Origin of the sequence: Streptosporangium amethystogenes (genome assembly GCF_000721075.1) — a bacterium.
GTDB lineage: Bacteria > Actinomycetota > Actinomycetes > Streptosporangiales > Streptosporangiaceae > Streptosporangium > Streptosporangium amethystogenes.
Genome location: NZ_JOEQ01000012.1, coordinates 112,930 through 135,476 on the forward strand (window position 1 = coordinate 112,930; position 22,547 = coordinate 135,476).

Sequence of the window (22,547 nt, forward strand, 5' to 3'; positions counted from 1 at the left end):
GGGGTCAAGACCAAAACGATTGCCGGCGGCCGAATCGCGGTATCCCCGGGCTGCCGCAACGAAGGTCGGTTGTGTAACCCTGCTGAGAGATCCGTCCACCCGAGAGGAGTTCCAGCCTTGGCCGAGAACCCGTTCTTCGAACCCAGCACGCTGCCGTACGGGCTGCCGCCGTTCGCCCTGATCAGGGAGGAGCACTATCTTCCCGCCTTCGAACGTGGCATGGCCGACCAGCTGCGCGAGGTGCGGGAGATCGCCGACAACCCGGAGCCCGCGACGTTCGGCAACACGATCGAGGCCCTGGAGCGCTCGGGCCGGATTCTCAAGCGGACCGTGACCGTCTTCAGCAGCATCTCCGCCTCCGACACGACCGACGGCATCCGGGAGATCGAGACCCAGATCTCCCCCAGGCTGACCCAGCACACCGACTCCATCCTCCTGGACCGCGCCCTGTACGCCCGGATCAAACAGGTGGCCACCGACGACCCCGAGGAGGCGTGGCTGCTGCAGAAGTACCGCGTCGACTTCGTCAGGGCCGGCGCGGACCTGTCCGAGGACGACCAGGATCGCCTCAGGGCGCTCAACGAGGAACTGACCAGACTCGCCACGACCTTCTCCCAGAACCTGCTCACGGCCTCCACGGCCTCCGCGCTGGTCGTCGAGGACGTCAAGCTGCTGGACGGGCTCGCCGAGAGCACGATCAAGGCGATCGAGAAGGACGGCAGGTACGTCCTGCCGCTGTTCAACTACACCAACCAGCCCGCGCTGGCCGAGCTGACCGACCGGGAGACCCGCAGGAGGCTGTACGAGCTGTCCATCGGCCGGGCGCCGGAGAACTTCGAGCTGGCGGCCAGGATGGCGGCGCTCCGCGCCGAGCGGGCGGCCCTGCTCGGCTTTCCCAACCACGCCGCCTACTCCGTCGCCGACCAGACCGCCAAGACCACCGACGCCGTCGAGGAGATGCTCGGCAAGCTGGTGGGCCCCGCGGTGGCCAACGTCCGCCGGGAGGCCGAGGCGCTGAGCGAGCAGGCCGGCTTCCCCCTGGAGCCGTGGGACTGGTCCTTCTACGCCGAGCGGGTGCGCAAGGCCCGCTACGACTTCGACGCCGCCGACCTTCGCCCCTACTTCGAGCTGGACCGGGTGCTGCGGGACGGTCTCTTCCACGCCGCCGGCGAGCTGTACGGGATCACCTTCGCCGACCGGGACGACCTGGCCGGGTACCACCCGGACGTCCGGGTCTTCGAGGTGTCCGACGCGGACGGCTCACCGCTCGGCCTGTTCCTGTTCGACCCGTACGCCCGGCCGACCAAGCGCGGCGGCGCCTGGATGAACAACCTGGTCACCCAGTCGCACCTGTTCGGCGAGCTGCCCGTGGTGATGAACAACCTCAACATCACCAAACCCTCCGAGGGTCCGACGCTCCTGACGTTCGAGGAGGTCAACACCGCCTTCCACGAGTTCGGCCACGCCCTGCACGGCCTCTTCTCCGACGTGCGCTTCCCCCGGGTCTCCGGCACCGACGTGCCGCGCGACTTCGTGGAGTACCCCTCGCAGGTCAACGAGATGTGGGCCACCTGGCCCTCGATCCTCGCCAACTTCGCCAGACACCACGAGACCGGCGAGCCGGTGCCCGCGGAGCTCCTGGAGAAGATGAGGGCCGCGGAGAAGTTCAACCAGGGCTTCGCCACCGTCGAGTATCTCGCGGCGGCCCTGCTGGACTGGGCCTGGCACAAGCCGGCCGCAGGCGAGATCGTCGGGGACGCCGAGGCGTTCGAGAACGCGGCCCTGGAGCGCGCCGGGATCGCCTACGACCTGGTCCGCCCCCGCTATCGGACCAACTACTTCGCGCACATCTTCGTCAGCGGGGTGGGCGGCTACAGCGCCGGCTACTACTCCTACATCTGGAGCGAGGTGCTGGACGCCGAGAGCGTCGACTGGTTCGAGGAGAACGGCGGCCTGACACGGGGCAACGGTGACCACTTCCGCTCCACCCTGCTGTCGGTCGGCGGCTCGCGGGACGTGATGGACGCCTTCCGCGACTTCCGTGGCCGCGACCCGCGCATCGAGCCCCTGCTGAAGCGCCGCGGCCTGGAGGCGTAGCCCTTCGTGCACCGTCCGGGGTGCAGGAAACCGCACCCCGGGCGGGAACGCGGCTCCAATGCGCTCCGCCTGGATCTCAAGCACGCTGAAGAGCATGAAACGACCATGGAACAGGACGAGCGCCGCGCTCGTCGCCGGCCTGGCCTGTGCCCTGCCGCTGCTGACGGCGGCCCCGGCGGCCGCGGGCGGTGGGGACACGACGGCCCGTACCGGCACCGTGCCGCCGAGGGCCACGGCCCCGGCCACCACGGTACGTACCGACTCCGGATGGGTGAGGGGCGGGGCCGGTAAGGATCATCTGTTCTTCCAGGGCATCCCGTACGCCGCGCCCCCCGTCGGTGAGCTGCGCTGGCGGTCGCCGCGAGCCGTCACCCCGTGGCAGGGGGTGCGCGACGCCACCGCGCCGGGTGAGCGGTGCGCGCAGACCGCCGACATCTGGGGCCTGCCGGGAAGCGAGGCGGAGGACTGCCTCTACCTCAACGTGACCGCGCCCGCCCCGGCAGGCGGGAAGCGGCCCCGGCCGGTCATGGTGTGGCTGCACGGCGGAAGCCTCATCAAGGGGGCCGGCAGCGACTACGACGCCCGCAGGCTGGCCGTGCGGGGCGATGTCGTGGTGGTGACGGTCAACTACCGGCTGGGCGTCTTCGGGTTCTTCGGGTATCCCGGGCTGGAGAACGCGGGAGCGTTCGGGATCGAGGACCAGCAGGCGGCCCTGCGCTGGGTGCGGCGCAACGCGGCGGCGTTCGGCGGCGACCCGCGCAACGTCACCCTGTTCGGCGAGTCCGCGGGGTCGCACTCGGTGTGCGCGCAGCTCGCCTCCCCCTCCGCGGCGGGGCTGTTCCACCGGGCGATCACCCAGAGCAGCCCGTGTGGGGCCGGAAGCTTCGAGGGCACCCCGCTGAGGCCGGTGATGGACATACCGTTCTGGGTGCCCCGAGCCGCCCACGACGGCTACGGACAGGCTCTGGCAGCCGGGCTGGGGTGCGCGGACCCGGAGACCGCGCTCGCCTGCCTGCGGGACAGGCCGGTGGCCGACCTGCTCGCCCAGCAGCCGCTCCCGCTGCCCGCGTACGGTAACGCGGTGCTGCCCGAGGATCCCTCGAAGGTGTTCGAGGAGGGCCGCTTCCACCGGGTGCCCGTGTTGACGGGCATCACCAGGGACGAGGGCACGCTTTTCACGTCGCTGCTGTTCCCGCCGATGACGGACGGGGAGTACGAGTCCGCGGCCAACGCGAAGTTCGGCGCCGCGGGACCGGACGTGCTGGCCGAGTATCCGCCGGACGCCCACGGCGGCTCACCCCTTCAGGCGGTGGCGGCCGTCATGAGCGACCTGGACTGGGCCTGGCCGGCGCGCGACACAGACCTGCTGTTCGCCCGGCACGTGCCGACCTTCTCCTACGAGTTCACCGATCGGACGGCGCCCCAGCTCTTCCCGCTGCCCAACGGGGTCAGGCCGCTCGCCTCGCACGGGTCCGAGCTGTCGTTCCTGTTCGACGTCGGCTGGAGGTCCGCCCCGCTCACCCCCGAGCAGCGGCGGCTCGGCGACACAATGATCGACTACTGGTCCAGGTTCGCCGCCGTCGGCGATCCGAACCGGCCTGGCCTGCCCACCTGGAGTCGCGTGCGCCCCACCGGCGGCACGCCGTACGTGCAGGGGCTGGCTCCGGGGCGAGGCGGTGTCGCCCCCTTCGACCGGGCCGCGGTTCACCGTCTCGCCTTCTGGGACAGGCTCGCCGCACAGGGGACGGAGCCGGCACACCCCTCCTAGGGGCCTGCCGACCTGATCCTTCCCGCCCCACCGGTCCTGCCCTGGTCCTCCCGGGCCAGGGCAGGCCCCCCGCTCCACGATGACCTCCGACGCGCTGACGGCTCCGCCGCGCCCCGGGCCTCGTCCGGTCCGCGTTCCTCAGGCCTGGAGCCTGGCGAGGGCGGCGCGGATGCGGTCCATCGACCGCGTCCGGCCGAGGACCTCGATGGACTCGAACAGCGGCAGGCCGACGGTGCGGCCGGTGACGGCCACCCGGACCGGCGCCTGGGCCTTGCCGAGCTTGAGGCCATAGGAGGCGCCGACCTCCTCCAGCGCCGTCTTGAGCGACTCGGGGTCCATCTCGACCTTCTCAAGCCGGTCGAGGTAGCCGGTGAGGATCTCCACGGCGGAGTTCTTCATGGCCTTGTCCCACGACGCCTGGTCGAAGACCGGCTCGTCCAGGAAGAGGAAGTCCACGTTCGCGGTGATCTCGGACAGGACCGCGATGCGGGTCTGGGCGAGCTCGGCGACCTTGGCGAAGGTCTCGCGGTCCCAGCTCGGGTCCAGCCACGGCTCGCAGCGGGTGACGAACTCCGCCAGCGGCAGTGCCCTGATGTACTCGCCGTTGAACGCGCGGAGCTTCTTCTCGTCGAAGAAGGCCGGGGAGGGGTTGACGTCCTCCAGCCTGAACAGCGGCACCATCTCCGACCAGGGCATGATCTCCCGGTCGTCGCCGGGGCCCCAGCCGAGCAGCATCAGGTAGTTGACCATCGCCTCGGCCAGGTAGCCCTCCTCGCGGTAGGACTCCAGCGCGACCTTGTCGCGGCGCTTGGACAGCTTCTGACGCTTCTCGTTGACGATGACCGGCACGTGCGCCCAGGTGGGCGGTGCGACGCCGAGCGCCTCCCAGAGCAGCTGCTGCTTGGGGGTGTTGGACAGGTGCTCCTCGGCGCGGACCACGTGGCTGATCCGCATCTCGACGTCGTCGACGACGTTGGCCAGTACGAAGAGCGGGGAGCCGTCACCGCGCGCGATGACGAAGTCCTCCATCGCGTTGTTGGGGAACTCGACGGTGCCGCGGACCAGGTCGGAGATCACGGTGACGCCCTCGTCGGGGGTACGGAAGCGGACCGCGCCCTCGGACAGGCCCCGGTCGCGGCAGAAGCCGTCGTAGCCCTGGTGCTCGGACCCGGTGCGGGCCTTGACCTCGTCGCGGGTGCACGTGCAGTAGTAGGCCCGGCCCTCGGCGAGCAGCCTGGCCGCGGCCTCGCGGTGCTGCTTCTCGTACGAGGACTGGAAGTAGGGCCCCTCGAAGGCCGGGGCGCCGTCGTTGATCCCGATCCAGGCGAGCGCCGAGATGATGCCCTCGGTCCATTCCGGCCGGTTGCGTGCGGCGTCGGTGTCCTCGATGCGGAGCACGAACTTCCCGCCGGACCTCTCGGCCAGGGCCCAGTTGAACAGCGCGGAGCGGGCGCCGCCGACATGGAACATGCCGGTCGGCGAGGGGGCGAAACGAACCCTAATCACGGGAGACCACCCGGTTGCTGAGAGTGCCGATTCCTTCGATGAAGACGCTGACCTCGTCGCCGACGCTGAGCGGGCCGACCCCTTCCGGCGTTCCGGTGAGGATGACGTCGCCGGGGATCAGGGTCATGACCGCGCTCACGTGGGCGATCAGCGCGGGGATGTCGTACATGAGCTTGGAGGTGCGCGAGCTCTGCTTGACCTCGCCGTTCACGGACGTGACGATGCCGACGTCGCTCGGGTCGAGCTCGGTCTGGATCCACGGACCGAGCGGGCAGAACGTGTCGAAGCCCTTGGCCCGGGTGAACTGGACGTCCTTCTTCTGCAGATCCCGCGCCGTGACGTCATTGGCGCAGGTGTAGCCGAAGATGACCTCGTGGGCCCGTTCCCGAGGCACCTCCCGGCAGAGCCTGCCGATCACCACCGCCAGCTCCCCCTCGTAGTCGACCCGCCGGGACAGGGTCGTCGGGTAGGCGATGGCCTCACCCGAGCCGATCACCGAGGTCGACGGCTTGAGGAAGACCAGTGGCTCGTCGGGGACCTCGCCGCCCATCTCGTGGGCGTGGTCGGCGTAGTTCTTGCCGATCGCGACGACCTTGCTGGGCAGCATGGGCGCGACCAGCTTGACCTGGGAGAGCGAGTGACGCTCACCGGTGAACTGGATCGGCCCGAACGGATGACCGGAGATCGCGGAGATGAACTCCTCCCCTGGGCCACCCTCGACCACCCCGAAGCCGACACCGTCTCCTGTGGAGAACCTCGCTATACGCACACGACAAGGCTAGTCGGGCTCCGGGTCTCGCCTGACCGTGCCCGCGCCTCCGGGAGGTTCATGCCTCCGCCCGGCCGGCCCCTCCATCGCACCGCCGAGCCATCTGGGCTATATGCAACTAAAAATACATATTTTCCCGATATGACCACGATTGAGTTAAAAATAAGCATGCCCTGATTACTGCCTATATGGGGGGTATGACCGTTTCTGTCAGCAGCGGGGGGCCAGAGGGCCTTCCCCCGGGGGAAGGAATGGACGTGACTGAAGCCAGCACGGTGAACAGGCCCAAGGGCGACGAGGTATCCGTGCCCCGGGCACGCACCGACAGCCCCGGATCCCAGGGGGGGCTGGTCACTCCCAAGGGAACCACCACCATCGAGAGCGGCGTCGTAGCGAAGATCGCGGGCCTGGCGGCCAGGGAGATTCCCGGCGTGTACAACATGGGCGCGAGCACCGCGCGAGCCCTGGGCGCGGTACGCGGCATGGTCGGCGCCGACCAGAACATCACCCAGGGGGTCTCCGTCGAGGTGGGCGAGCGTCAGGCCGCCGCCGACCTCGAAGTGGTCGTCGAGTACGGCATGGCCATTCCCGACCTGGCCGCCGCCGTACGCCGCAATGTGATCACGGCGATCGAGCGCATGTGCGGGCTCGAGGTCACCGAGGTCAACATCAAGGTCTCCGACGTCCACATGCCCGGCCAGGACAAGGACTCCTCTGAGGAGTCGTCCGAGCCGGGACCGCGCGTCCAGTGAGAGATCCGGCGCGCGGGCCCGAGGACCCGGCCCGCGAGGAGGCGACGCGTCCGGTGACGGCGGGATCCGGCCACCGGACGCCCGCGCCCGCGAACAACCCGGGTGATCCGGCCCGCCGGCCGCCCACCCCGGCCCCGGCGACCGCCACACCCGCGCACGGACCGGAGCACCCGACTCCGGCGACCGTCATGCCCGTGCACAAGCCGGAGCACCCGGTCCACCCGCCCGCCACCCAGACCCCGGCGGGGTCCGTACCCGCCCAGAGACCGCGGGCTCCGGCCCGCACGACGGCCGCCGCACCGGGCGAGACGGGTCCGCCCCGCGAGGAACCGGCCACGGCCGTCGAGCGGGAACCGGCCCGCCGGGAGGCGGGTCTCGCGCACGGGATAGCCGACGCCGTACGGCGCTGCCCCGATGTCGTCGACCTCTCGGGCGGCCCGTTCGGGACGGTGGCTACCTACCTGCCCGGCGAGAGGGTGTCCGGCGTCGCGCTGCACGAGGACGGGATCGAGATCTCGGTGGTCGTCAGGCTGGGGCGCCCGCTGCCGGAGATCGCCGACGAAGTACGTGCGGCGGTCGCCCCGCTGGCGGATGACCTGCCGGTGAATGTCCATATCGGAGGTTTGACATGAACAAGTTCCCAGTGTGGTCCGTGCTCGGCACCATCGTCGGCGTTCTGCTGGGCTTCGCCGGAGCCTTCGGCGGCTTCTGGGCATTCCTGCTGGTGCTGGTGCTCGGCGCCGTCGGATTCCTGCTCGGTCACTTCGCGGAGGTCGGCGAGGTCAACCTGTCCCGGTTCTCGGCGAGACAGCGATGAACACCCCTGTCGAGCACCGCGCCGCCTCCCCGGGAACGGCCGGTGACCCTCCCGCCGAACGGGCGGGTTCCGCTCTCGCGGAGACCGAGCGGTCCGCGCCGCCCGCCGTGCCCGCCCAGCCGTCGCAGCAGACCGTACCGGCCGAACTGCGCGGCAGAACCGACATATCCCACCGGGTGGTGTCGCGTATCGCGGCCGGTGCGGCCAGGGAGGTGGCACGGGTGCGGAAGGTCGGCGAGCGGGGGCCGCTGTCCCTCCGCGGAGGGACCCGCGCCGCCGTCGACGGCACACTCGCGACGCTCCAGCTGGACGTGACCATGGAGTACCCGGCCCCGATCCGCGAGGTGGCCGACGAGGTCCGGCGGCACGTCGCCGAACGGGTCATGACGCTGACCGGCATGGACATCGGCCACATCGACATCGACGTCACCAACGTGATCCGCGCTCCGGAGAGCCCGCCCGAGACCTCGTACCAGGTCTCGCGTGAGACCTCACCTGAGACCCCGCCCGAGGCCTCGTGGGCCGAAGGCGGGAGCCGGCCCGACTTCCGGACACACGAAACCGGCGTCCCGTCGCGGGAGGAAGGGCGATGACCTCCCAGACCCCCGAGCCGGCCGAGCCCTTCTCCGAGCATGTCTCCGAGACGGGGCCGACCGAGGAGATTCCGGCCGCACCCGGCGCGGCGTTCGTGGAACCGCCCGCGTCGCGGGCACCCGACGAGGTGGTGAGGAACGCCTCCGCGGACCGCGCGGCGGTCAGGGCCTTCCGCCCGCGCCGGGTGGTCCCCGCCGTCATCACCGCCGTGGTGATGACGGCGATCGGCGTCCTGGTGGCGCTGGAGGTCATCTCCGCCCTGGCGGGCCACCCGCTGCGCCTGCTGCCCTACGACCGGATGTTCGCCTGGGCATCGTCGACGCCGTGGAGCGACCGGCAGGTGATGGCGGGCGCGGGCCTGGTCGGCCTGCTGGGCCTGCTGCTGGTGCTGTTCGCGCTCATCCCGGGGCGGCCCACGCTGATCCCGGTGCGGACCGGCGACAAAGACCTGGTCATCGGCATGCAGCGCCGGGGTTTCGCCCGGTCACTGGCCCACGCGGCCGAGCGGGTGCGGGGGGTGGACCAGGCCAGGGTACGGCTGGTGGGAAAGACCGTGCGAGTGGACGCCCACAGCGCCGTCCGGGACACCACCGGGCTGGCCGACGCCGTACGGGAGGCGGTGACCGCGCGGATCGCCGCGCTCTCCCCCGTCTGGAACCATCCCGTCCACGTGCACCTGCGAGGGAAGTGAGCGCCATGGACGACAAGACCGCCCGGGGCAACCGGCTGGGGCTGCTGCTCGTGGGACTGGCGCTGATGGCCCTGAGCGCCCTGGTGATGGCGCGCGGCGCGGGGGCGTTCCCTCCGGCCGTGGCCTCCGCCCGCGGACCGCTCGTGGACGCCCAGACGCGTGCGGCGTTCGCCCGCTACGACCCGTGGCTGTGGTGGGTGGTCGCCGCGGCGGCGATAGTGCTCGCGCTGTTCGGCCTGCGCTGGCTGCTGGTCCAGGGACGCAGCCGGAGGCTGAGCGGCATCCGGCTGGACGGCGGTCCCGCCGGGATCACCGAAGTGGACGCGCACAGCGTGACCGACGCGGCGGCCGCCGAGGCGGGCTCGCACCCCTCGATCATCGGCGCCACCGCCGCGATGACCGGCACGAGCGAGCACCCCGCCGTACGGATGCGGGTGGCGGTCGTCGAGGACACGCCGATGAGCGTGGTCCGCGAGCAGCTGAGCGGGATGGTCATCCCGCACATGCGCCAGGCCCTGGAGACCGAGCGCATACCCGCCGTCGCCCGGGTGAGCCTGGGGGACGCGCCGCACCCCCGCAGGACCGTCACCTGACGGAGCGCCGATCATAGGGTGATCAGGGAAACCAACGCTTCGAGGAGACGATGTGCCTTCGGTCGTGAAGATAAACGTGCTGACAGTGTCCGCGGAGATGCGCGAGGAGCTGGAGCGCCGCTTCTCGGGACGGGCGGGAGTGGTCGAGTCCGCGGACGGGTTCGAGTGGTTCGAACTGCTCCGTCCGGTGGACGGCACCGACCGCTACCTGGTCTACACCCGCTGGCGTTCCGATGAGGACTTCAAGCGCTGGACCGAGAGCCAGGCCTTCCAGCGGGGCCACGCCCAGGCCGCCGCCGAGGCCGGCCAGGGTCACGGCCACGGGCAGGGCCCGGCGGCCTCCGGGGCCGAGCTGTGGTCGTTTGAAGTCGTACAGAGCACCGGCCCCGCGCCCGGAGCCTGATCGCTCGCCGAGGGGCGTCCCGGCCGAGTCCGCGTTGAGCGGGTGAGCCCCGCTCCCTTCGTTTCCGGGAGCGGGGCTCACCCGCTCAACGGTCCAGGGGATTGGCGGCGATCCGCTCGGCGATCCCCGAGCGGACGAACCGCCCGGCCGTGCTGTCCGGCTTGCGCGCGGCCTGGTCGGCGAAGCATCCGGCGAACTCCGGACCTATCCCCAGCCTGGGGTGACGCTCAAGCACCTCGGCCCGGAGACCGGCGGGGAAGTCCTCCGACCGCCGCCCGGAGATGTCCAGCCCGGTGGACAGTTCGAGCAGGTGCCCCTCGGGATCCGATCCGGGGTCCACGCTGTCCCACATGTGGCGTACGACGATCTCCGACGCGCGCACCCGGCGCTCGACGGGCCATCCGGCCCCGGCGGCGAAGACCCAGGCGACATGGCCTCCCGCCTCCTCGAACGGCACGGTGTGGCTGTCGAACTCCTTGACCAGGCCGATGTCGTGCATCATCGACGCGACGTACAGCAGCTCGGCGTCGAAGGCGATGTCGTTCATCGCACCGTAGGCCGCCGCCCACAGGTAGGCGCGCACGGAGTGGTTGAGCAGGGCGGGCGAGCAGTAGGCGGTCGCCACCTCCAGCGCGCCGCGGGCGGCCGGGGTGTCGGGAATCACGATGTCGGCGAGTCTCATGCCGCCCAGCCTGCCGAAACGCGGCGGCGCCCGCGAGTGGCAGCGGGGACATCGACCGGCAGGATCGGGTCACACGCGCCGGGAAACCTGGGAAACCCGCATCTAGTTGCTAACGATGTCCCGGAAGCGCCCATCCCGACTTGACCGGTTTGGTGGGATTCGGACAGCATGATCCGCTCCCCTCGTTCGGCCCGGAAGGAACTGGCGTGCGCCGCCGCACACAAGCACTCGCTCTCTCCCTTGTCCTCTTGACGACCTGCGGTGCCACGGCCGGCACCGCGGAGGCACGGGAGGTAAAACGCACCGCCGAGTGTCAGGGGGACTGGCTGCCGGCCACGCCGACGGCGGCGGACATCATGAACGGCGAGGTCGCCTTCCTCGACCTGGCCCCGGTGAAGATCGGCAAGAACGTCGACTGGCGTACCGACCCCTACCGGAACCGCTCCTGGAGCATGGTCTTCCACTCGCTGCGCTGGATGGGCCGCCTCGTCGCCGACTACGAGACGAACGGCAACGAGGCGTACCTGGCGCGGGCCGTCGAGATCGCCAAGGACTGGGTGGCCGACAACCCCCGCGGCGGTGCGGGGGCCAGCCCGTACGCCTGGCAGGAGCACCCGATCGCGCTGCGCGCCCCCGCGCTGGTCTGCCTCAGCAAGCACGTCAACGAGTCGTGGCTCTCCCGCAGCCTGGCCGAGCACGCCAAGATGTTGTCGGACCCGAAGCTGTATGAGAAGGGTCACAACCACGGCATCGACCAGGACATCGCGCTGCTCGGCATCGGCTGCCGCTATGGCCGGGACCAGTGGTCCAGCCTCGCGATCAGGCGGCTCACCGAGACCGTGAAGCTCGACGTCGACTCCCAGGGCGCGCTGCGCGAGCAGGCCCCCCGCTACGCGATCTACGTCTACGAGCGGCTGAAGGTCGCGATGGACAACATCAGGTCGTGCGGGCGGAAGGTGCCCGCCGACATCTCACGCCGCTGGGAGTCGCTGGAGGACTTCATCTCCCACTCCACCCAGCCCGACGGGTTCATGGTCCCGATCGGCGACGGCGGCGCGGACGTGCGGCCCGTCGGCTACTCCCACCCGAAGAAGACGGTGCGGGTGTTCGGCAACGGCTACGTCTACGGGCGCACCACCTGGGACAAGCCCGAGTCGGCGTTCTACTCCATCCGCTTCGGGCCCGGCATGAAGTACCACGGCCACGAGGACCACCTGGGCGTGACCTACTACGCCCAGGGCCGCGACGTCCTGGTCGACGTCGGCTTCGACTCGTACGAGAACAGCGGCTACCGGCACTGGACGATGTCGGCCGAGGCGCACAACACCTCGGCCGTGTCCGGGGCCGGGTTCCGCGGCAAGGCCGCCACCACCCTGAGCAGATCATCGATCGGGTCCGAGCGGCAGAGCTACCGGCTGACCGACAGGGCCTACGGCGTGCCCAGGACCCGCTCGGTGCTCGTCAACCACGAACGGGACCTGATGGCCGTGCTGGACACGGTCCCCAAGGGCTCCTCGGTCCGCAACACCTGGCACTTCTCCCGCGACCTGTCCACCGTCTCGAACAGCGGCGGCCAGGTCGTGGTGAAGGACAAGGCGGGCTGGAAGGCGACGCTCGTGCAGGTCTCGATGCCCTCCTGCAAGCCGGTCGGCGGGCTCAAGGTGATCCGCGGCCAGAAGAACCCCTACCAGGGCTGGGTCTCCTCCGCCTACCTGCGGCGGCACCCCGCGCCCGCGGTCGTCGCACCCGCCTCGGGCGACTCCGTGCTGACCGTGCTGGTGCCCGGCACCGGTGACCCGTCGCTCTCCTGCGCGGGTGGCAAGGTCAGCGTGGAGACCTCCGAGGGCCCGGTGAGCTTCCGCGTCGGCGGCGCCGACCTCTCCTGACGGCCTCGCCCCCGGCAGGACCGCCTGGCCGGGGGCTCCGGGCCGCCCGGGCCCGCCGGGTCAGCGGGGCGGCCCCGGGTGAACCCCCCTCCGGCTTTTTTCGGGTCTTTTCGGATACCGCCTCAGTCGGTGTGGCCGGCGCGCAGCAGGCCGTAGGTGACGGCCTGCTCCAGCGCCTGCCAGGACGCCTCGATGATGTTCTCGTCGACACCGACGGTGGACCACTCCCCGGCCGCGTCGCTGGAGGTGATCAGCACACGGGTGACGGCGTCGGTGCCGTGCGTGCCCTCCAGGATGCGCACCTTGAAGTCGATCAGCTCGACCCCCGCCAGTTCGGGGTAGAGCCGCTCAAGTCCCTGCCGTACGGCCCGGTCGAGGGCGTTGACCGGACCGTTGCCCTCGCCGGTGGCGACGATCCGCTCGCCCTTGGCGTGCAGCTTCACGGTAGCCTCGCTGACGACCTCGCCGCCTCGGGTCCGCTCGACGATCACTCGCCAGGACTCGACCCGGAAGTGGCGCCTGCGCTCGCCCGCGACGGTGTCGCGGAGCAGCAGTTCGAAGGAGGCGTCGGCGGCCTCGAAGGTGTGGCCCTTCGACTCCATCTCCTTGACCCGCCTCACCAGCTCCCGCGAGGTGTCGGGGGCCAGCTCGTAGCCCAGCTCGCGGCCCTTGAGCTCGACCGAGGCGCGTCCGGCCATGTCGGAGACGAGCATCCGCATGTCGTTGCCGACCTCGGCGGGGTCGATGTGCTGGTAGAGGTTGGGATCGACCTTGATCGCGCTGGCGTGCAGCCCGGCCTTGTGCGCGAAGGCGGAGACCCCGACGTAGGGGGCGTGGGAGTTGGGGGTGACGTTGGTGACCTCGGTGATCGCGTGGGCGATCCTGGTCATGTCGGCCAGCGCCTCCCTCGGCACCAGATCGAATCCCCGCTTGAGCTGCAGGTTGGCCACGACCGTGAACAGGTTGGCGTTGCCCGAGCGCTCCCCGTATCCGTTGGCGCACCCCTGCACGTGGGTCGCGCCCGCCCGCACCGCGGCCAGGGAGTTGGCGACCGCGCAGCCGGTGTCGTCGTGGCAGTGGATGCCGATCCTGGCGGACGTGCCGACGGCGGCCTGCACGACCTCGGCCAGCTCGTCGGGGAGCATGCCCCCGTTGGTGTCGCAGAGCGCGATGACCGAGGCTCCCGCCTCGGCGGCGGTGCGCAGCACCTCCAGCGCGTACGCCGGGTTGGACCTGTAGCCGTCGAAGAAGTGCTCGGCGTCCAGGAAGACCCGCTGCCCCTCCGCGTGCAGGTGGGAGACCGTGTCGCGGATCATCGCGAGGTTCTCCTCCAGGGTGGTACGGAGGGCCAGTTCCACGTGCCGGTCGTGACTCTTGGCGACAAGGGTCACGACCGGCGCGCCGGATTCGCGCAGCGCGGCCACCAACGGGTCGTCGGCTGCCTTCACACCTGCCCGGCGGGTCGCGCCGAACGCGGCGAGCTGCGCGTGCTTCAGATCGAGCTCTGTTTGAGCTCGTCTGAAGAACTCTGTGTCCTTGGGATTGGCCCCCGGCCAGCCACCCTCGATGAAACCGACGCCCAGGCCGTCCAGGTGACGCGCGATGACCAGCTTGTCGGCCACCGTGAGGTTGAGCCCCTCCTGCTGGGCCCCGTCACGGAGGGTCGTGTCGTACACGTGGAAGCGGTCGTCGGCCATGTCGTTCTCCTTCGCGGTTCGATGATTCGCCGCGCGCTCATTCGGCTTCGAGAAACAAAAAAACCCCTCACGGACGTGAGAGGTCTGCGCGCTGGCGGTGTCCCTTTTCAGCCAGCGCGCCTGCCGATAATGAGCAGACCGTAGAACATGATGCTGTGGAGTCTGCCACACGCTGACAGCATCTGACACATCGATCTTAGGATTTGAGACCTGCGGCCTGCCGACACGGCTCGGCTTCACCCCCCGCGACCACCTCGTACCGACCAGAATGAGGCCCATGAAGGCGACCTATCTCGACCCCGCCGTGGGGCAGTATCTGCTCGCGCACACCACCCTGCCCGACGACGTCCTCGACGCGCTCGCCGTCGAGACCCGCGAGCTGACCGGCGACAGCGCGGGAATGCAGATCTCCCCCGACCAGGGGCGGTTCCTCACCATGATCGCCCAGATCAGCGGCGCCAGGAACGCGGTGGAGGTGGGCACCTTCACCGGCTACTCCTCCATCTGCCTCGCCCGCGGGCTCGCCCCCGGCGGCGGGCTCACCTGCTTCGACGTGAGCGAGGAGTGGACCTCGATCGCCCGCAGATACTGGGAGAAGACGCAGGTCTCCGACCGCATCGAGCTGAGGATCGGCCCGGCGGCCGAGCGGCTGCACGAGCTCCCCGAGCACCCCGCGGTGGATCTGGCGTTCATCGACGCCGACAAGGTCAACTATCCCCTCTACTACGAGATCCTGATGTCGCGGCTGGCCCCCGGCGGGGTGATCCTCGTCGACAACACGCTGTGGAGCGGCCATGTCGCCGATCCGGGCAGGGACGACGAGATGGTCAGGCACATCCGCGAGTTCAACGACATGGTCAGCGCCGACGTGCGGGTCACCTCGATCATGCTCCCCATCGCCGACGGCCTCACCATGATTCGAAAGCACTGACGAGAACTTTTCCGAATCTCGGGCGGGCGGAAATCTTTTCGATTACTTTAAGCGACATGGCAAACACGTTGCGCCCACCCGCACGGAGGGAAGGATGACCGCATGGCCAAGGTTCTGGATCGACCAACCGAGAGACCTTCAAAAGAAGATCTCCGCGATGAACTCGTCAGGCGGCTCCCAGAGATGTGCGAGCAATGGCCTGACCGGCGCGTCGAGCTCATCAACGGCCGGATCGTGGTGAGGGAGTTGCCTACCGACAGCCACAACAACATCGTCTTCTGGGTTCTCACCCAGCTTCTCGGCACGGTGACCGAGCATGGCTGGAAGATCTGGAACGACATCAAGATCCATCTCGGCCCTCAAACCGAACGTTACCGTCCCGACCTCACCGTCGTGCCACGTAATCCCAGGATGTGGGACAAGAACGAGGTCTACGGTGACGTCACGCTGCTCGTGGTGGAGGTGGTCTCCCCAAGCAGCGTCAACGACGATCACGTCGTCAAGCCGCAAAACTGCGCGTTGGCGGGTGTCCCGCTCTATCTCGTCATCGATGCTTTCGACGAGCAGGTCCGGCTTCTCAGCAGCCCCAGCCTCAAGGGGTACCAACAGGAAAACATCGTCAAGTTCGGCGGCTCCCTGAAACTTCCCGAGCCGTGGAACCTCACGATCGACACCGACGAGCTGCCCGAAGGATAGCCCTGTCTGCGGAGGAGGCCTGGCCGGTTGGAGACCGGGCCTCCTCTGATTGGGGACCGCTGCGGTGACCGGTATATATGCGTTGGCCGGTTCTCCCCGCCCCCCTCGCGGCACCTGCCGCTACACTGCCCCACTTTGCATATGGGGACATCGTCATGTCACGGTTCAGATGCCATGCGGGATCCAGCACCCCAGGCCAACCGGGGCCACACGCAAAACCCGGGACTAGCAGATCTTGTGGACCCAGTTGTGCGGGTCCGGGCGGGAACCGTACTGGATGCCCACCAGTTCCTCGCGGATCCTCTCGGTGATCGGCCCCTGGGTGCCGTCACCGACCGTCCAGGCGCGGTCGGCGCCCTTGACCGAGCCGACCGGGGTGACGACCGCGGCGGTGCCGCAGGCGAAGACCTCGGTGAGCTCGCCCGACTCGCAGCCCCGCTGCCACTCCTCGATCGACAGCCGCCCCTCCTCCGCCCGCAGGCCGAGGTCGGCGGCCAGGGCGAGGATCGAATCGCGGGTGATGCCCGGCAGCAGCGTGCCGGTGAGAGCCGGGGTCAGCAGGCGGTCGCCGTAGACGAAGAACAGGTTCATCCCGCCCATCTCCTCGACGTAGCGGTGCTCGCCCGCATCCAGCCAGACCACCTGGTCACAGCCCTGCTCGACGGCCTGGCGCTGGGCCACGAAGGCCGCGGCGTAGTTGCCACCGCACTTGGCGAAGCCGGTGCCGCCGGGGGCCGCGCGGGTGTACTCGGTGGAGAGCCAGACACTGACCGCCTGCCCGCCGCCGAAGTAGGCCGCCGCCGGAGAGGCGATCACCATGTACTTGTAGGTCCTGGAAGGGTAGTTGACCCCGAGCGCCGGCTGCGTGGCGATCATGAAGGGGCGCAGGTAGAGGCTGTGTCCGGGCGTGGTCGGCACCCACTCGCGGTCGGTCTGGACGAGCAGTTCCAGTGACTCGACGAACGTCTCCTCGGGCAGTTCGGGCATGGCCATCCGCAGCGCGGAGGTGTTGAAGCGGGCGGCATTGGCTTCGGGGCGGAACGTCACGATCGCGCCGTTCTGCTGGCGGTACGCCTTCATGCCCTCGAAGAGCTCCTGCGCGTAATGGAAGACCGCGGTCGCGGGGTCGAGACTGAGCGGGCCGTACGGCATGAGCCGGGCGTCGTGCCAGCCCTCGCCCTCGGTGTAGTCGATCGAGATCATGTGGTCGGTGAAGACCTGGCCGAACCCCGGAGCCGCCATTACCTGCTCGCGCTCGGCCGCGGTGCGCGCGTGGTCGGAGAGCTGCACGTCGAAGCTGAGCTTCTGAGCGGTGGTCATGACGCGGATCCTTATCTTGAGGTCTGGCTTACCCTTGGGTCCATTCTGCGTTGGACCGGGTAACGGGAAACTACTGCATCCATGGCGAAAACCGGCAGTGCGGGGAAACAAAAACGCGCCCGGCGGCTCGAAGGAGCCGCCAGGCGCGTCGGGGTCGAGGGGGCGGCTTCCTCAGCCGGCTACTCGCGCGGTGATGTCGTCACCGATCTCCTGGGTGGTCCGGCCGGCCCAGCCGGCCAGCCGCTCAAGCAGGTCGTCGGCGACGGCCTGCTCGACCCGGGCCGCCTCACCGGCCAGGCCCAGGTGATCCAGGAGCATGGCGACCGACAGGATCGTGGCGGTCGGGTCGGCCTTGCCCTGGCCCGCGATGTCGGGGGCGCTGCCGTGCACCGGCTCGAACATGCTCGGCGCGGTGCGGTCGGGGTTGACGTTGCCGCTGGCCGCCAGGCCGATGCCGCCGGCGATCGCCGCGCCGATGTCGGTGAGGATGTCACCGAAGAGGTTGTCGGTGACGATCACGTCGAAGCGCTCCGGCTGGCTGACGAAGAACATCGAGGCCGCGTCGACGTGGCAGTAGTCGGTCTGGACCTCGGGGTACTCCAGGCTGACCCGGTCGAACGTGCGGGCCCAGAGGTCACCGGCGTAGGTGAGCACGTTGGTCTTGTGGACCAGCGTCAGCTTCTTGCGGGGGCGGGCCACCGCCTTCTCGAAGGCGTAGCGCACCACGCGCTCGACACCGTAGGCGGTGTTCAGCGACTCCTGGGTGGCGATCTCATGCGGCGTGCCGCGGCGCATGACGCCTCCGGCACCGGCGTAGGGGCCCTCGGTGCCCTCCCGGATGACGATCATGTCGATGTCCTCGGGGCGGGCCTTGCCCAGCGGCGTCTCGACGCCGGGGAAGAGCTTGACCGGGCGGAGGTTCACATAGTGGTCGAGCTGGAAGCGGAGCTTGAGCAGCAGGTCGCGCTCCAGAATGCCCGGGGGCACGCTGGGGTCGCCGACCGCGCCGAGCAGGATCGCGTCGTATCCGCGTAGCTCGTCGAGCAGCGGGTCGGGCAGGGTCTCACCGGTCTCGTGGTAGCGCTTGGCCCCGAGGTCGTACGTGGTGGTCTCCACCTTGGTGCCGACCGCTTCGAGGACCTTCAGCCCCTCGGTGACGACCTCGACTCCGATCCCGTCCCCGGGGATGACCGCCAGGCGAATGTTACGCGAATCCATGCAGGCACCTTACCTGTCCGTCTCGGTGATCGAACACCGGTCTCACTCTTCGGACGTGTCCGCACGTCCACCCATATGATCGCTTTGTCCTTTTTTGCTCCCTATTGACCGTTTCATGAGGTTTCGTTATCGTCCTCCCCATTCACATTGATGCCTAATCCGTACGGACCATCCCCTTACCGGCCCGTACGGAGCCGGGGAACCACTTTTTCCGGGATCCACCCGGCCCCCGGGAACCTTGCTCCGCTCCGGAGCGCGCTCCCGGTTGCCACCACGGGATCCCTTGGGGCGAATCTGCGCGTTCTCGCGCCGTAGGGCGGCCTCCACGCCCGAGCCCGACAGCTCACCCGGCCGGCCTTATGGAAGGAATCATCCTGTCCGGCAAGATGTACTCTCGCGTCCTGTCCATCCTCGTCTCAGGCGCCGCGGTGTTCGCGGCCTCGGCCATGGCGCCGACGGCGGCACTGGCCGCCTCCCCCCTCCCCTCCCCCGAAGCTCCCGCGTTCGGCACCGTCAGGCTGAAGGCGGCACTGAAGAGCGCGACTCCCAAACCTGCCTGGCAGAAGGCCGTGAAGTGGGCCATGTCCAAGCGCGGCACGCCCTACGTCTGGGGTGGCACCGGCAACGGCGGCTTCGACTGCTCAGGCCTGGTGCTCCGCGCCTACGGCGCCGCCGGGATCAAGCTGCCCCGGGTCACCAACGACCAGTACGCCGCCTTCTCCAAGAAGATCGCCTGGAAGGACCTCAAGGCCGGTGACCTGGCCTTCTTCAGTGGCCTCGGCCATGTCGGCATGATCACCAGACCCGGCTACATGGTCCACGCCCCGCAGAGCGGCGACGTGGTCAAGGAGGAGAAGCTCAGCGCCTGGCGCCGGTCCTCCTTCGTCGGCGCGGTGCGCCCCGACCCGCGGGGGGTCAAGTTGACCGAGCGGATCGAGCTCGCGACCGGCGGATGAGACACGTCGGCTGATCGGCCGCGGGAACCCCGTCGGCGCCGGGAACAGGTTCAGCGGGTGGGAGACCCACCGTTGTCCCGGCGGTCCAGGGCGGTCTGGATCGCCTCGGCGGCCTCGTCCTTGACCTCTTCGGCGTGGTTCCAGGGATACATGTCATACATGGCGAATCTCGTCTCGGTCGGATGCGAGCAGGGGCGGTGGTCGAGACTCCGATCAGGGCTCCGACCAGGCCTGATGTCACGGGTCCGGATCACGGACCGGTGGTTCGGGGCGTGGCACCGGAGAGTCGCCGGCCCACCCCTGTCAGGCCCCGTCGCGGCAGGCTGGAACCTGGCGCATTTCATCTCAGGCTACCTGGCGGCCGGAACGCCGTCTCGCCCGGCGTACACACTTCTCACATAGCGAGACAAAAAGGGGCCGTCGCCCCGCACTGCGGGGCGACGGCCACCTCGGTGTGACAACTAGTCGGCCAGGTCGACCGAGCGGCCGCTGTCGGCGCCGATCTCCGCGCCGATCTGGTCGATCACGTCGGCCGGGATGGCGGTGTCGACGGTGAGCGCGATGAGGGCCTTGCCGCCCTTGACGTCCCGGGCCACCTGCATCGAGGCGATGTTGATCGAGTGGTCGCCGAGGATGCGGCCGACCACGCCGACGACGCCGGGGCGGTCGGTGTAGGTGAAGAACGACAGGTGGTCGGTCGGCTCGATCTCCATCTGGTAGCCGTTGACCTCGACGATCTTCGTGATCTGCCGCGGACCCGACAGGGTGCCGGAGACCGAGATCGCGCGGCCGTCGGCGAGGACGCCGCGGACCGTCACCACGTTGCGCCAGTCGGGGCTCTCGGCGCTGGTGACCAGCTCGACCGAGACGCCACGGTCCTTGGCCAGCAGCGGGGCGTTGACGTAGGTGACGGAGTCCTCGACCACGTCCGTGAAGACACCCTTGAGCGCGGCCAGCTCCAGCACGCGGACGTCGTGGGCGGCGATCTCGCCGCGCACCTCGACGTCGAGCTTGGTGGCGACCTCGCCCGCGAGGGCCGTGAACACCCGGCCGAGCTTCTCGGCCAGCGGCAGACCCGGCTTGACGTCCTCGGCGACGGCGCCGCCCTGGACGTTGACCGCGTCGGGCACGAACTCCCCTGCGAGGGCGAGCTTCACGCTACGCGCCACCTGGGTGCCGGCCTTCTCCTGGGCCTCATGGGTGGAGGCGCCCAGGTGCGGGGTGACGACCACCTGGTCGAGTTCGAAGAGCGGGCTGTCGGTGACCGGCTCCTTCGGGAACACGTCGATGCCGGCGCCGGCGACGCGGCCCTCCTTGATCGCGGAGTAGAGGGCGTTCTCGTCGATGATGCCGCCGCGGGCGACGTTGATGAGGCGGACGTTCGGCTTGACCGCGTGCAGCTCCCGGTCACCGATGAGGCCGATGGTCTCCTTGGACTTGGGCAGGTGCACCGTGATGAAGTCGGCCTCGCGCAGGGCCTCCTCCAGCGTGACCAGGCGGACGCCCATCTGCGCGGCGCGGGCCGGCTGCAGGTAGGGGTCGTAGGCGATCAGCTCGACGCCGAACGGCTGGAGGCGCTGCGCGACCAGCTGGCCGATCTTGCCGAGACCGAGGATGGCGACGACCTTCTCGTCGAGCTCCACGCCGGTGTACTTCGAGCGCTTCCACTCGCCGCCCTTGAGCGCGGAGTGCGCCTGGGCGACATTGCGGGCGGAGGCGAGGATCAGCGCGACGGTGTGCTCGGCGGCGCTGGTGATGTTGGAGGTCGGCGCGTTGACGACCATGACGCCCGCCTTGGTGGCGGCCTCCACGTCGACGTTGTCCAGACCGACACCGGCGCGGGCGACGACGCGGAGCCTGGGCGCGTGGGCGACCGCCTCGGCGTCGACCTGCGTGGCGCTGCGCACGATGAGCGCGTCCACGTCGGCGAGCGCGGGCAGGAACTGGGCACGGTCGGCGCCGTCGGTGTGGCGGACTTCGAAGTCCGCGCCCAGGACCGCGAGACCGGCCTCGGAAAGTTCCTCGGCGACCAGTACGACGGGCTTGTTCACAGGCTGGATCCTTACTAGGCGGTGAGGGTGCACGGACCTCACGTAGTCTATCGGCGCTTGTGAACGTATTCACGAGTGTCCCGGGATGCGAGACACGACCGCCCCATGATCCAGCACCCCGGTACCCGCCCCTGACACATCCCATGCGCCAAAATTCAAGTTGGTCTTGATCCTAAGAAAACTTCGCGATTACCCTGATAAGCCGTGGGTCACTACCTATCGTTCCTCATATGAGCATCGGGAACCCCGCTCTCGGCAACGTACTCGCGCAGCACGGCGAGCCGCACCGGCTGCTGGCGGCGCTTGCCGAATGGGGACTCCTGGTCGCCGTGCGACCTGACCGCTCCGTCGTGCTCGGTACGACGCAGACCGGTGAGCGTGTCCTGCTCGGGTACACCTCGGCGGACACCTACGCGCGGCACCGTGGCAACCACTCGCTGTCGGCGTGCGACGCCGACACAGTCCTCGACATCCAGCGGGTCACCGGCGTGCGGGAGATAGTGATCGACGCGGCGGGACCCGCGGCCGCGGCCGTGCCGATCGAGGATCTCCAGCAGTACCTGCTCTCGAAGCGCAGCGGCCCCGCGCCCGTGCTGTCGAGCACGACACCGACGGCGTACGCGACCGGGGCGATGGCCACGGTCTCGCGTCCCGCGCCGGTGCGCCCGCAGAGAACGCCGGTGCCCGCCGCGCCCGCCCAGCCGTGGATCCCCGCGCCCCGGCCCCACCTGTCGGGGCCGATGCAGATGGTGGATCCCGGCTACCGGCGGTGCGAGCACCCGATCCTGCCCGCGCTGCGCGCCGCGATCTCGTACCTGCTCGTCGACTACCCGCTGGTCCACCACGTGTGGATCTCCGAGGCCAAGACCTCCTCGGGCGCCCCGGGCATCATGCTGCACGTGAAGGTGCACATGTCGGCGGCCGAGGACGTGGTCAGGGACATCCATCGCGGGGTGCGCGCCCGGTTGCCACAGCTCGCCGCGAGCGAGGCGCCGATCCTGATGGCCAGGGTCGCCGACGCCCGCAGCGAGCAGCGGATGGTCGAACTGGGCGCCCACGTGGTCTGCGCCGACGTCACCAACTGAACCGGTCCGCGGGGCACGGGTGCTGAACACCCCTA

Annotated in this window: 21 protein-coding genes and 1 riboswitch; of the genes, 14 read left to right on the plus strand and 7 right to left on the minus strand. The window is 69.6% G+C overall.

The window, feature by feature from the left end; translation table 11 throughout:
* The first annotated feature begins 117 nt into the window (after positions 1-117).
* Entirely contained in the window at positions 118-2,097 is a 1,980-nt protein-coding gene (locus IG98_RS0119010; protein ID WP_084195479.1) for a M3 family metallopeptidase, read from the plus strand.
* Between the two features lie 94 nt (positions 2,098-2,191).
* On the plus strand, positions 2,192-3,865 hold the full coding sequence (locus tag IG98_RS0119015; protein WP_084195510.1) for a carboxylesterase/lipase family protein: 1,674 nt from the start codon (positions 2,192-2,194) through the stop codon (positions 3,863-3,865).
* Positions 3,866-4,003: 138 nt separating this feature from the next.
* On the opposite strand, the gene gltX is transcribed toward IG98_RS0119015, so the two are convergent.
* On the minus strand, positions 4,004-5,335 hold the full coding sequence (gltX, locus tag IG98_RS0119020) for a glutamate--tRNA ligase (RefSeq protein WP_030913618.1): 1,332 nt from the start codon (positions 5,333-5,335) through the stop codon (positions 4,004-4,006).
* Between the two features lie 28 nt (positions 5,336-5,363).
* Positions 5,364-6,140, minus strand: coding sequence for a fumarylacetoacetate hydrolase family protein (locus tag IG98_RS0119025; protein ID WP_030913619.1), 777 nt, complete (start codon positions 6,138-6,140; stop codon positions 5,364-5,366).
* 251 nt (positions 6,141-6,391) lie between these two features.
* Between IG98_RS0119025 and IG98_RS0119030 the strand changes: the two genes are divergently transcribed.
* Genes IG98_RS0119030 through IG98_RS0119060 form a run of 7 tightly spaced genes read left to right on the plus strand, consistent with a single transcriptional unit; the run spans position 6,392 to position 9,990 of the window.
* Positions 6,392-6,892 (plus strand): Asp23/Gls24 family envelope stress response protein, encoded by a 501-nt coding sequence (locus IG98_RS0119030; protein WP_030913621.1) that lies wholly within the window; start codon positions 6,392-6,394, stop codon positions 6,890-6,892.
* A 53-nt stretch (positions 6,893-6,945) separates the two neighbouring features.
* Positions 6,946-7,524: an Asp23/Gls24 family envelope stress response protein gene (locus IG98_RS53380; RefSeq protein ID WP_245651624.1), complete on the plus strand. Its 579-nt coding sequence runs from the start codon at positions 6,946-6,948 to the stop codon at positions 7,522-7,524.
* Positions 7,521-7,709: a hypothetical protein gene (locus IG98_RS48805; RefSeq protein WP_030913625.1), complete on the plus strand. Its 189-nt coding sequence runs from the start codon at positions 7,521-7,523 to the stop codon at positions 7,707-7,709. The genes IG98_RS53380 and IG98_RS48805 overlap by 4 nt, the downstream gene beginning before the upstream one ends.
* Complete coding sequence (locus IG98_RS47030; protein ID WP_051752433.1) at positions 7,706-8,302, plus strand: Asp23/Gls24 family envelope stress response protein; 597 nt, start codon at positions 7,706-7,708, stop codon at positions 8,300-8,302. The genes IG98_RS48805 and IG98_RS47030 overlap by 4 nt, the downstream gene beginning before the upstream one ends.
* Positions 8,299-8,994: a DUF6286 domain-containing protein gene (locus IG98_RS0119050; RefSeq protein WP_051752435.1), complete on the plus strand. Its 696-nt coding sequence runs from the start codon at positions 8,299-8,301 to the stop codon at positions 8,992-8,994. The genes IG98_RS47030 and IG98_RS0119050 overlap by 4 nt, the downstream gene beginning before the upstream one ends.
* Positions 8,995-8,999: 5 nt before the next feature.
* Positions 9,000-9,587, plus strand: coding sequence for a hypothetical protein (locus IG98_RS50615; protein WP_030913631.1), 588 nt, complete (start codon positions 9,000-9,002; stop codon positions 9,585-9,587).
* Positions 9,588-9,639: 52 nt separating this feature from the next.
* Positions 9,640-9,990 (plus strand): antibiotic biosynthesis monooxygenase family protein, encoded by a 351-nt coding sequence (locus IG98_RS0119060; protein WP_030913633.1) that lies wholly within the window; start codon positions 9,640-9,642, stop codon positions 9,988-9,990.
* Positions 9,991-10,075: 85 nt separating this feature from the next.
* Here the strand turns inward: IG98_RS0119060 and IG98_RS0119065 are convergent, their stop codons facing one another.
* Positions 10,076-10,672, minus strand: coding sequence for an HD domain-containing protein (locus tag IG98_RS0119065; RefSeq protein WP_030913635.1), 597 nt, complete (start codon positions 10,670-10,672; stop codon positions 10,076-10,078).
* Between the two features lie 248 nt (positions 10,673-10,920).
* Between IG98_RS0119065 and IG98_RS0119070 the strand changes: the two genes are divergently transcribed.
* A complete protein-coding gene (locus IG98_RS0119070; RefSeq protein ID WP_245651625.1) occupies positions 10,921-12,558 on the plus strand; it encodes a heparinase II/III family protein in 1,638 nt (545 codons plus the stop codon).
* Positions 12,559-12,680: 122 nt separating this feature from the next.
* Here the strand turns inward: IG98_RS0119070 and cimA are convergent, their stop codons facing one another.
* Entirely contained in the window at positions 12,681-14,255 is a 1,575-nt protein-coding gene (gene cimA, locus IG98_RS0119075) for a citramalate synthase (RefSeq protein ID WP_030913638.1), read from the minus strand.
* Between the two features lie 277 nt (positions 14,256-14,532).
* On the opposite strand from cimA, the gene IG98_RS0119080 reads away from it, so the two are divergent.
* Positions 14,533-15,186: an O-methyltransferase gene (locus tag IG98_RS0119080; protein WP_030913640.1), complete on the plus strand. Its 654-nt coding sequence runs from the start codon at positions 14,533-14,535 to the stop codon at positions 15,184-15,186.
* A 102-nt stretch (positions 15,187-15,288) separates the two neighbouring features.
* Positions 15,289-15,882 carry a Uma2 family endonuclease gene (locus IG98_RS0119085; RefSeq protein ID WP_084195483.1) on the plus strand — a complete coding sequence of 198 codons (594 nt, stop codon included), beginning with the start codon at positions 15,289-15,291 and terminating at the stop codon, positions 15,880-15,882.
* Positions 15,883-16,107: 225 nt separating this feature from the next.
* On the opposite strand, the gene IG98_RS0119090 is transcribed toward IG98_RS0119085, so the two are convergent.
* Both IG98_RS0119090 and IG98_RS0119095 read right to left on the minus strand, forming a co-directional pair.
* On the minus strand, positions 16,108-17,202 hold the full coding sequence (locus IG98_RS0119090; RefSeq protein ID WP_030913645.1) for a branched-chain amino acid aminotransferase: 1,095 nt from the start codon (positions 17,200-17,202) through the stop codon (positions 16,108-16,110).
* Between the two features lie 171 nt (positions 17,203-17,373).
* A complete protein-coding gene (locus IG98_RS0119095; protein ID WP_030913647.1) occupies positions 17,374-18,420 on the minus strand; it encodes a 3-isopropylmalate dehydrogenase in 1,047 nt (348 codons plus the stop codon).
* Positions 18,421-18,561: 141 nt separating this feature from the next.
* A riboswitch (cyclic di-AMP (ydaO/yuaA leader) is annotated at positions 18,562-18,792 on the plus strand.
* On the opposite strand from IG98_RS0119095, the gene IG98_RS0119100 reads away from it, so the two are divergent.
* Positions 18,780-19,376 carry a C40 family peptidase gene (locus IG98_RS0119100; RefSeq protein ID WP_051752437.1) on the plus strand — a complete coding sequence of 199 codons (597 nt, stop codon included), beginning with the start codon at positions 18,780-18,782 and terminating at the stop codon, positions 19,374-19,376. Its footprint overlaps the riboswitch before it by 13 nt.
* A gap of 461 nt (positions 19,377-19,837) precedes the next feature.
* On the opposite strand, the gene serA is transcribed toward IG98_RS0119100, so the two are convergent.
* A complete protein-coding gene (serA, locus tag IG98_RS0119110) occupies positions 19,838-21,427 on the minus strand; it encodes a phosphoglycerate dehydrogenase (protein ID WP_030913649.1) in 1,590 nt (529 codons plus the stop codon).
* Between the two features lie 230 nt (positions 21,428-21,657).
* On the opposite strand from serA, the gene IG98_RS0119115 reads away from it, so the two are divergent.
* Positions 21,658-22,512 carry a hypothetical protein gene (locus IG98_RS0119115; RefSeq protein ID WP_030913650.1) on the plus strand — a complete coding sequence of 285 codons (855 nt, stop codon included), beginning with the start codon at positions 21,658-21,660 and terminating at the stop codon, positions 22,510-22,512.
* Positions 22,513-22,547 lie beyond the last annotated feature (35 nt).

Excerpts from the sequence above, each read along its gene's own strand:
- IG98_RS0119015 (WP_084195510.1), top strand. The coding sequence starts at position 2,192 with ATGAAACGACCATGGAACAGGACGAGCGCCGCGCTCGTCGCCGGCCTG.
- gltX (WP_030913618.1), bottom strand. The coding sequence starts at position 5,335 with ATGTTCCATGTCGGCGGCGCCCGCTCCGCGCTGTTCAACTGGGCCCTG.
- IG98_RS0119030 (WP_030913621.1), top strand. The coding sequence starts at position 6,392 with ATGGACGTGACTGAAGCCAGCACGGTGAACAGGCCCAAGGGCGACGAG.
- IG98_RS48805 (WP_030913625.1), top strand. The coding sequence starts at position 7,521 with ATGAACAAGTTCCCAGTGTGGTCCGTGCTCGGCACCATCGTCGGCGTT.
- IG98_RS47030 (WP_051752433.1), top strand. The coding sequence starts at position 7,706 with ATGAACACCCCTGTCGAGCACCGCGCCGCCTCCCCGGGAACGGCCGGT.
- IG98_RS0119050 (WP_051752435.1), top strand. The coding sequence starts at position 8,299 with ATGACCTCCCAGACCCCCGAGCCGGCCGAGCCCTTCTCCGAGCATGTC.
- IG98_RS50615 (WP_030913631.1), top strand. The coding sequence starts at position 9,000 with ATGGACGACAAGACCGCCCGGGGCAACCGGCTGGGGCTGCTGCTCGTG.
- IG98_RS0119065 (WP_030913635.1), bottom strand. The coding sequence starts at position 10,672 with ATGAGACTCGCCGACATCGTGATTCCCGACACCCCGGCCGCCCGCGGC.
- cimA (WP_030913638.1), bottom strand. The coding sequence starts at position 14,255 with ATGGCCGACGACCGCTTCCACGTGTACGACACGACCCTCCGTGACGGG.
- IG98_RS0119080 (WP_030913640.1), top strand. The coding sequence starts at position 14,533 with ATGAAGGCGACCTATCTCGACCCCGCCGTGGGGCAGTATCTGCTCGCG.
- IG98_RS0119085 (WP_084195483.1), top strand. The coding sequence starts at position 15,289 with ATGGCCAAGGTTCTGGATCGACCAACCGAGAGACCTTCAAAAGAAGAT.
- IG98_RS0119090 (WP_030913645.1), bottom strand. The coding sequence starts at position 17,202 with ATGACCACCGCTCAGAAGCTCAGCTTCGACGTGCAGCTCTCCGACCAC.
- IG98_RS0119095 (WP_030913647.1), bottom strand. The coding sequence starts at position 18,420 with ATGGATTCGCGTAACATTCGCCTGGCGGTCATCCCCGGGGACGGGATC.
- IG98_RS0119100 (WP_051752437.1), top strand. The coding sequence starts at position 18,780 with ATGGAAGGAATCATCCTGTCCGGCAAGATGTACTCTCGCGTCCTGTCC.
- IG98_RS0119115 (WP_030913650.1), top strand. The coding sequence starts at position 21,658 with ATGAGCATCGGGAACCCCGCTCTCGGCAACGTACTCGCGCAGCACGGC.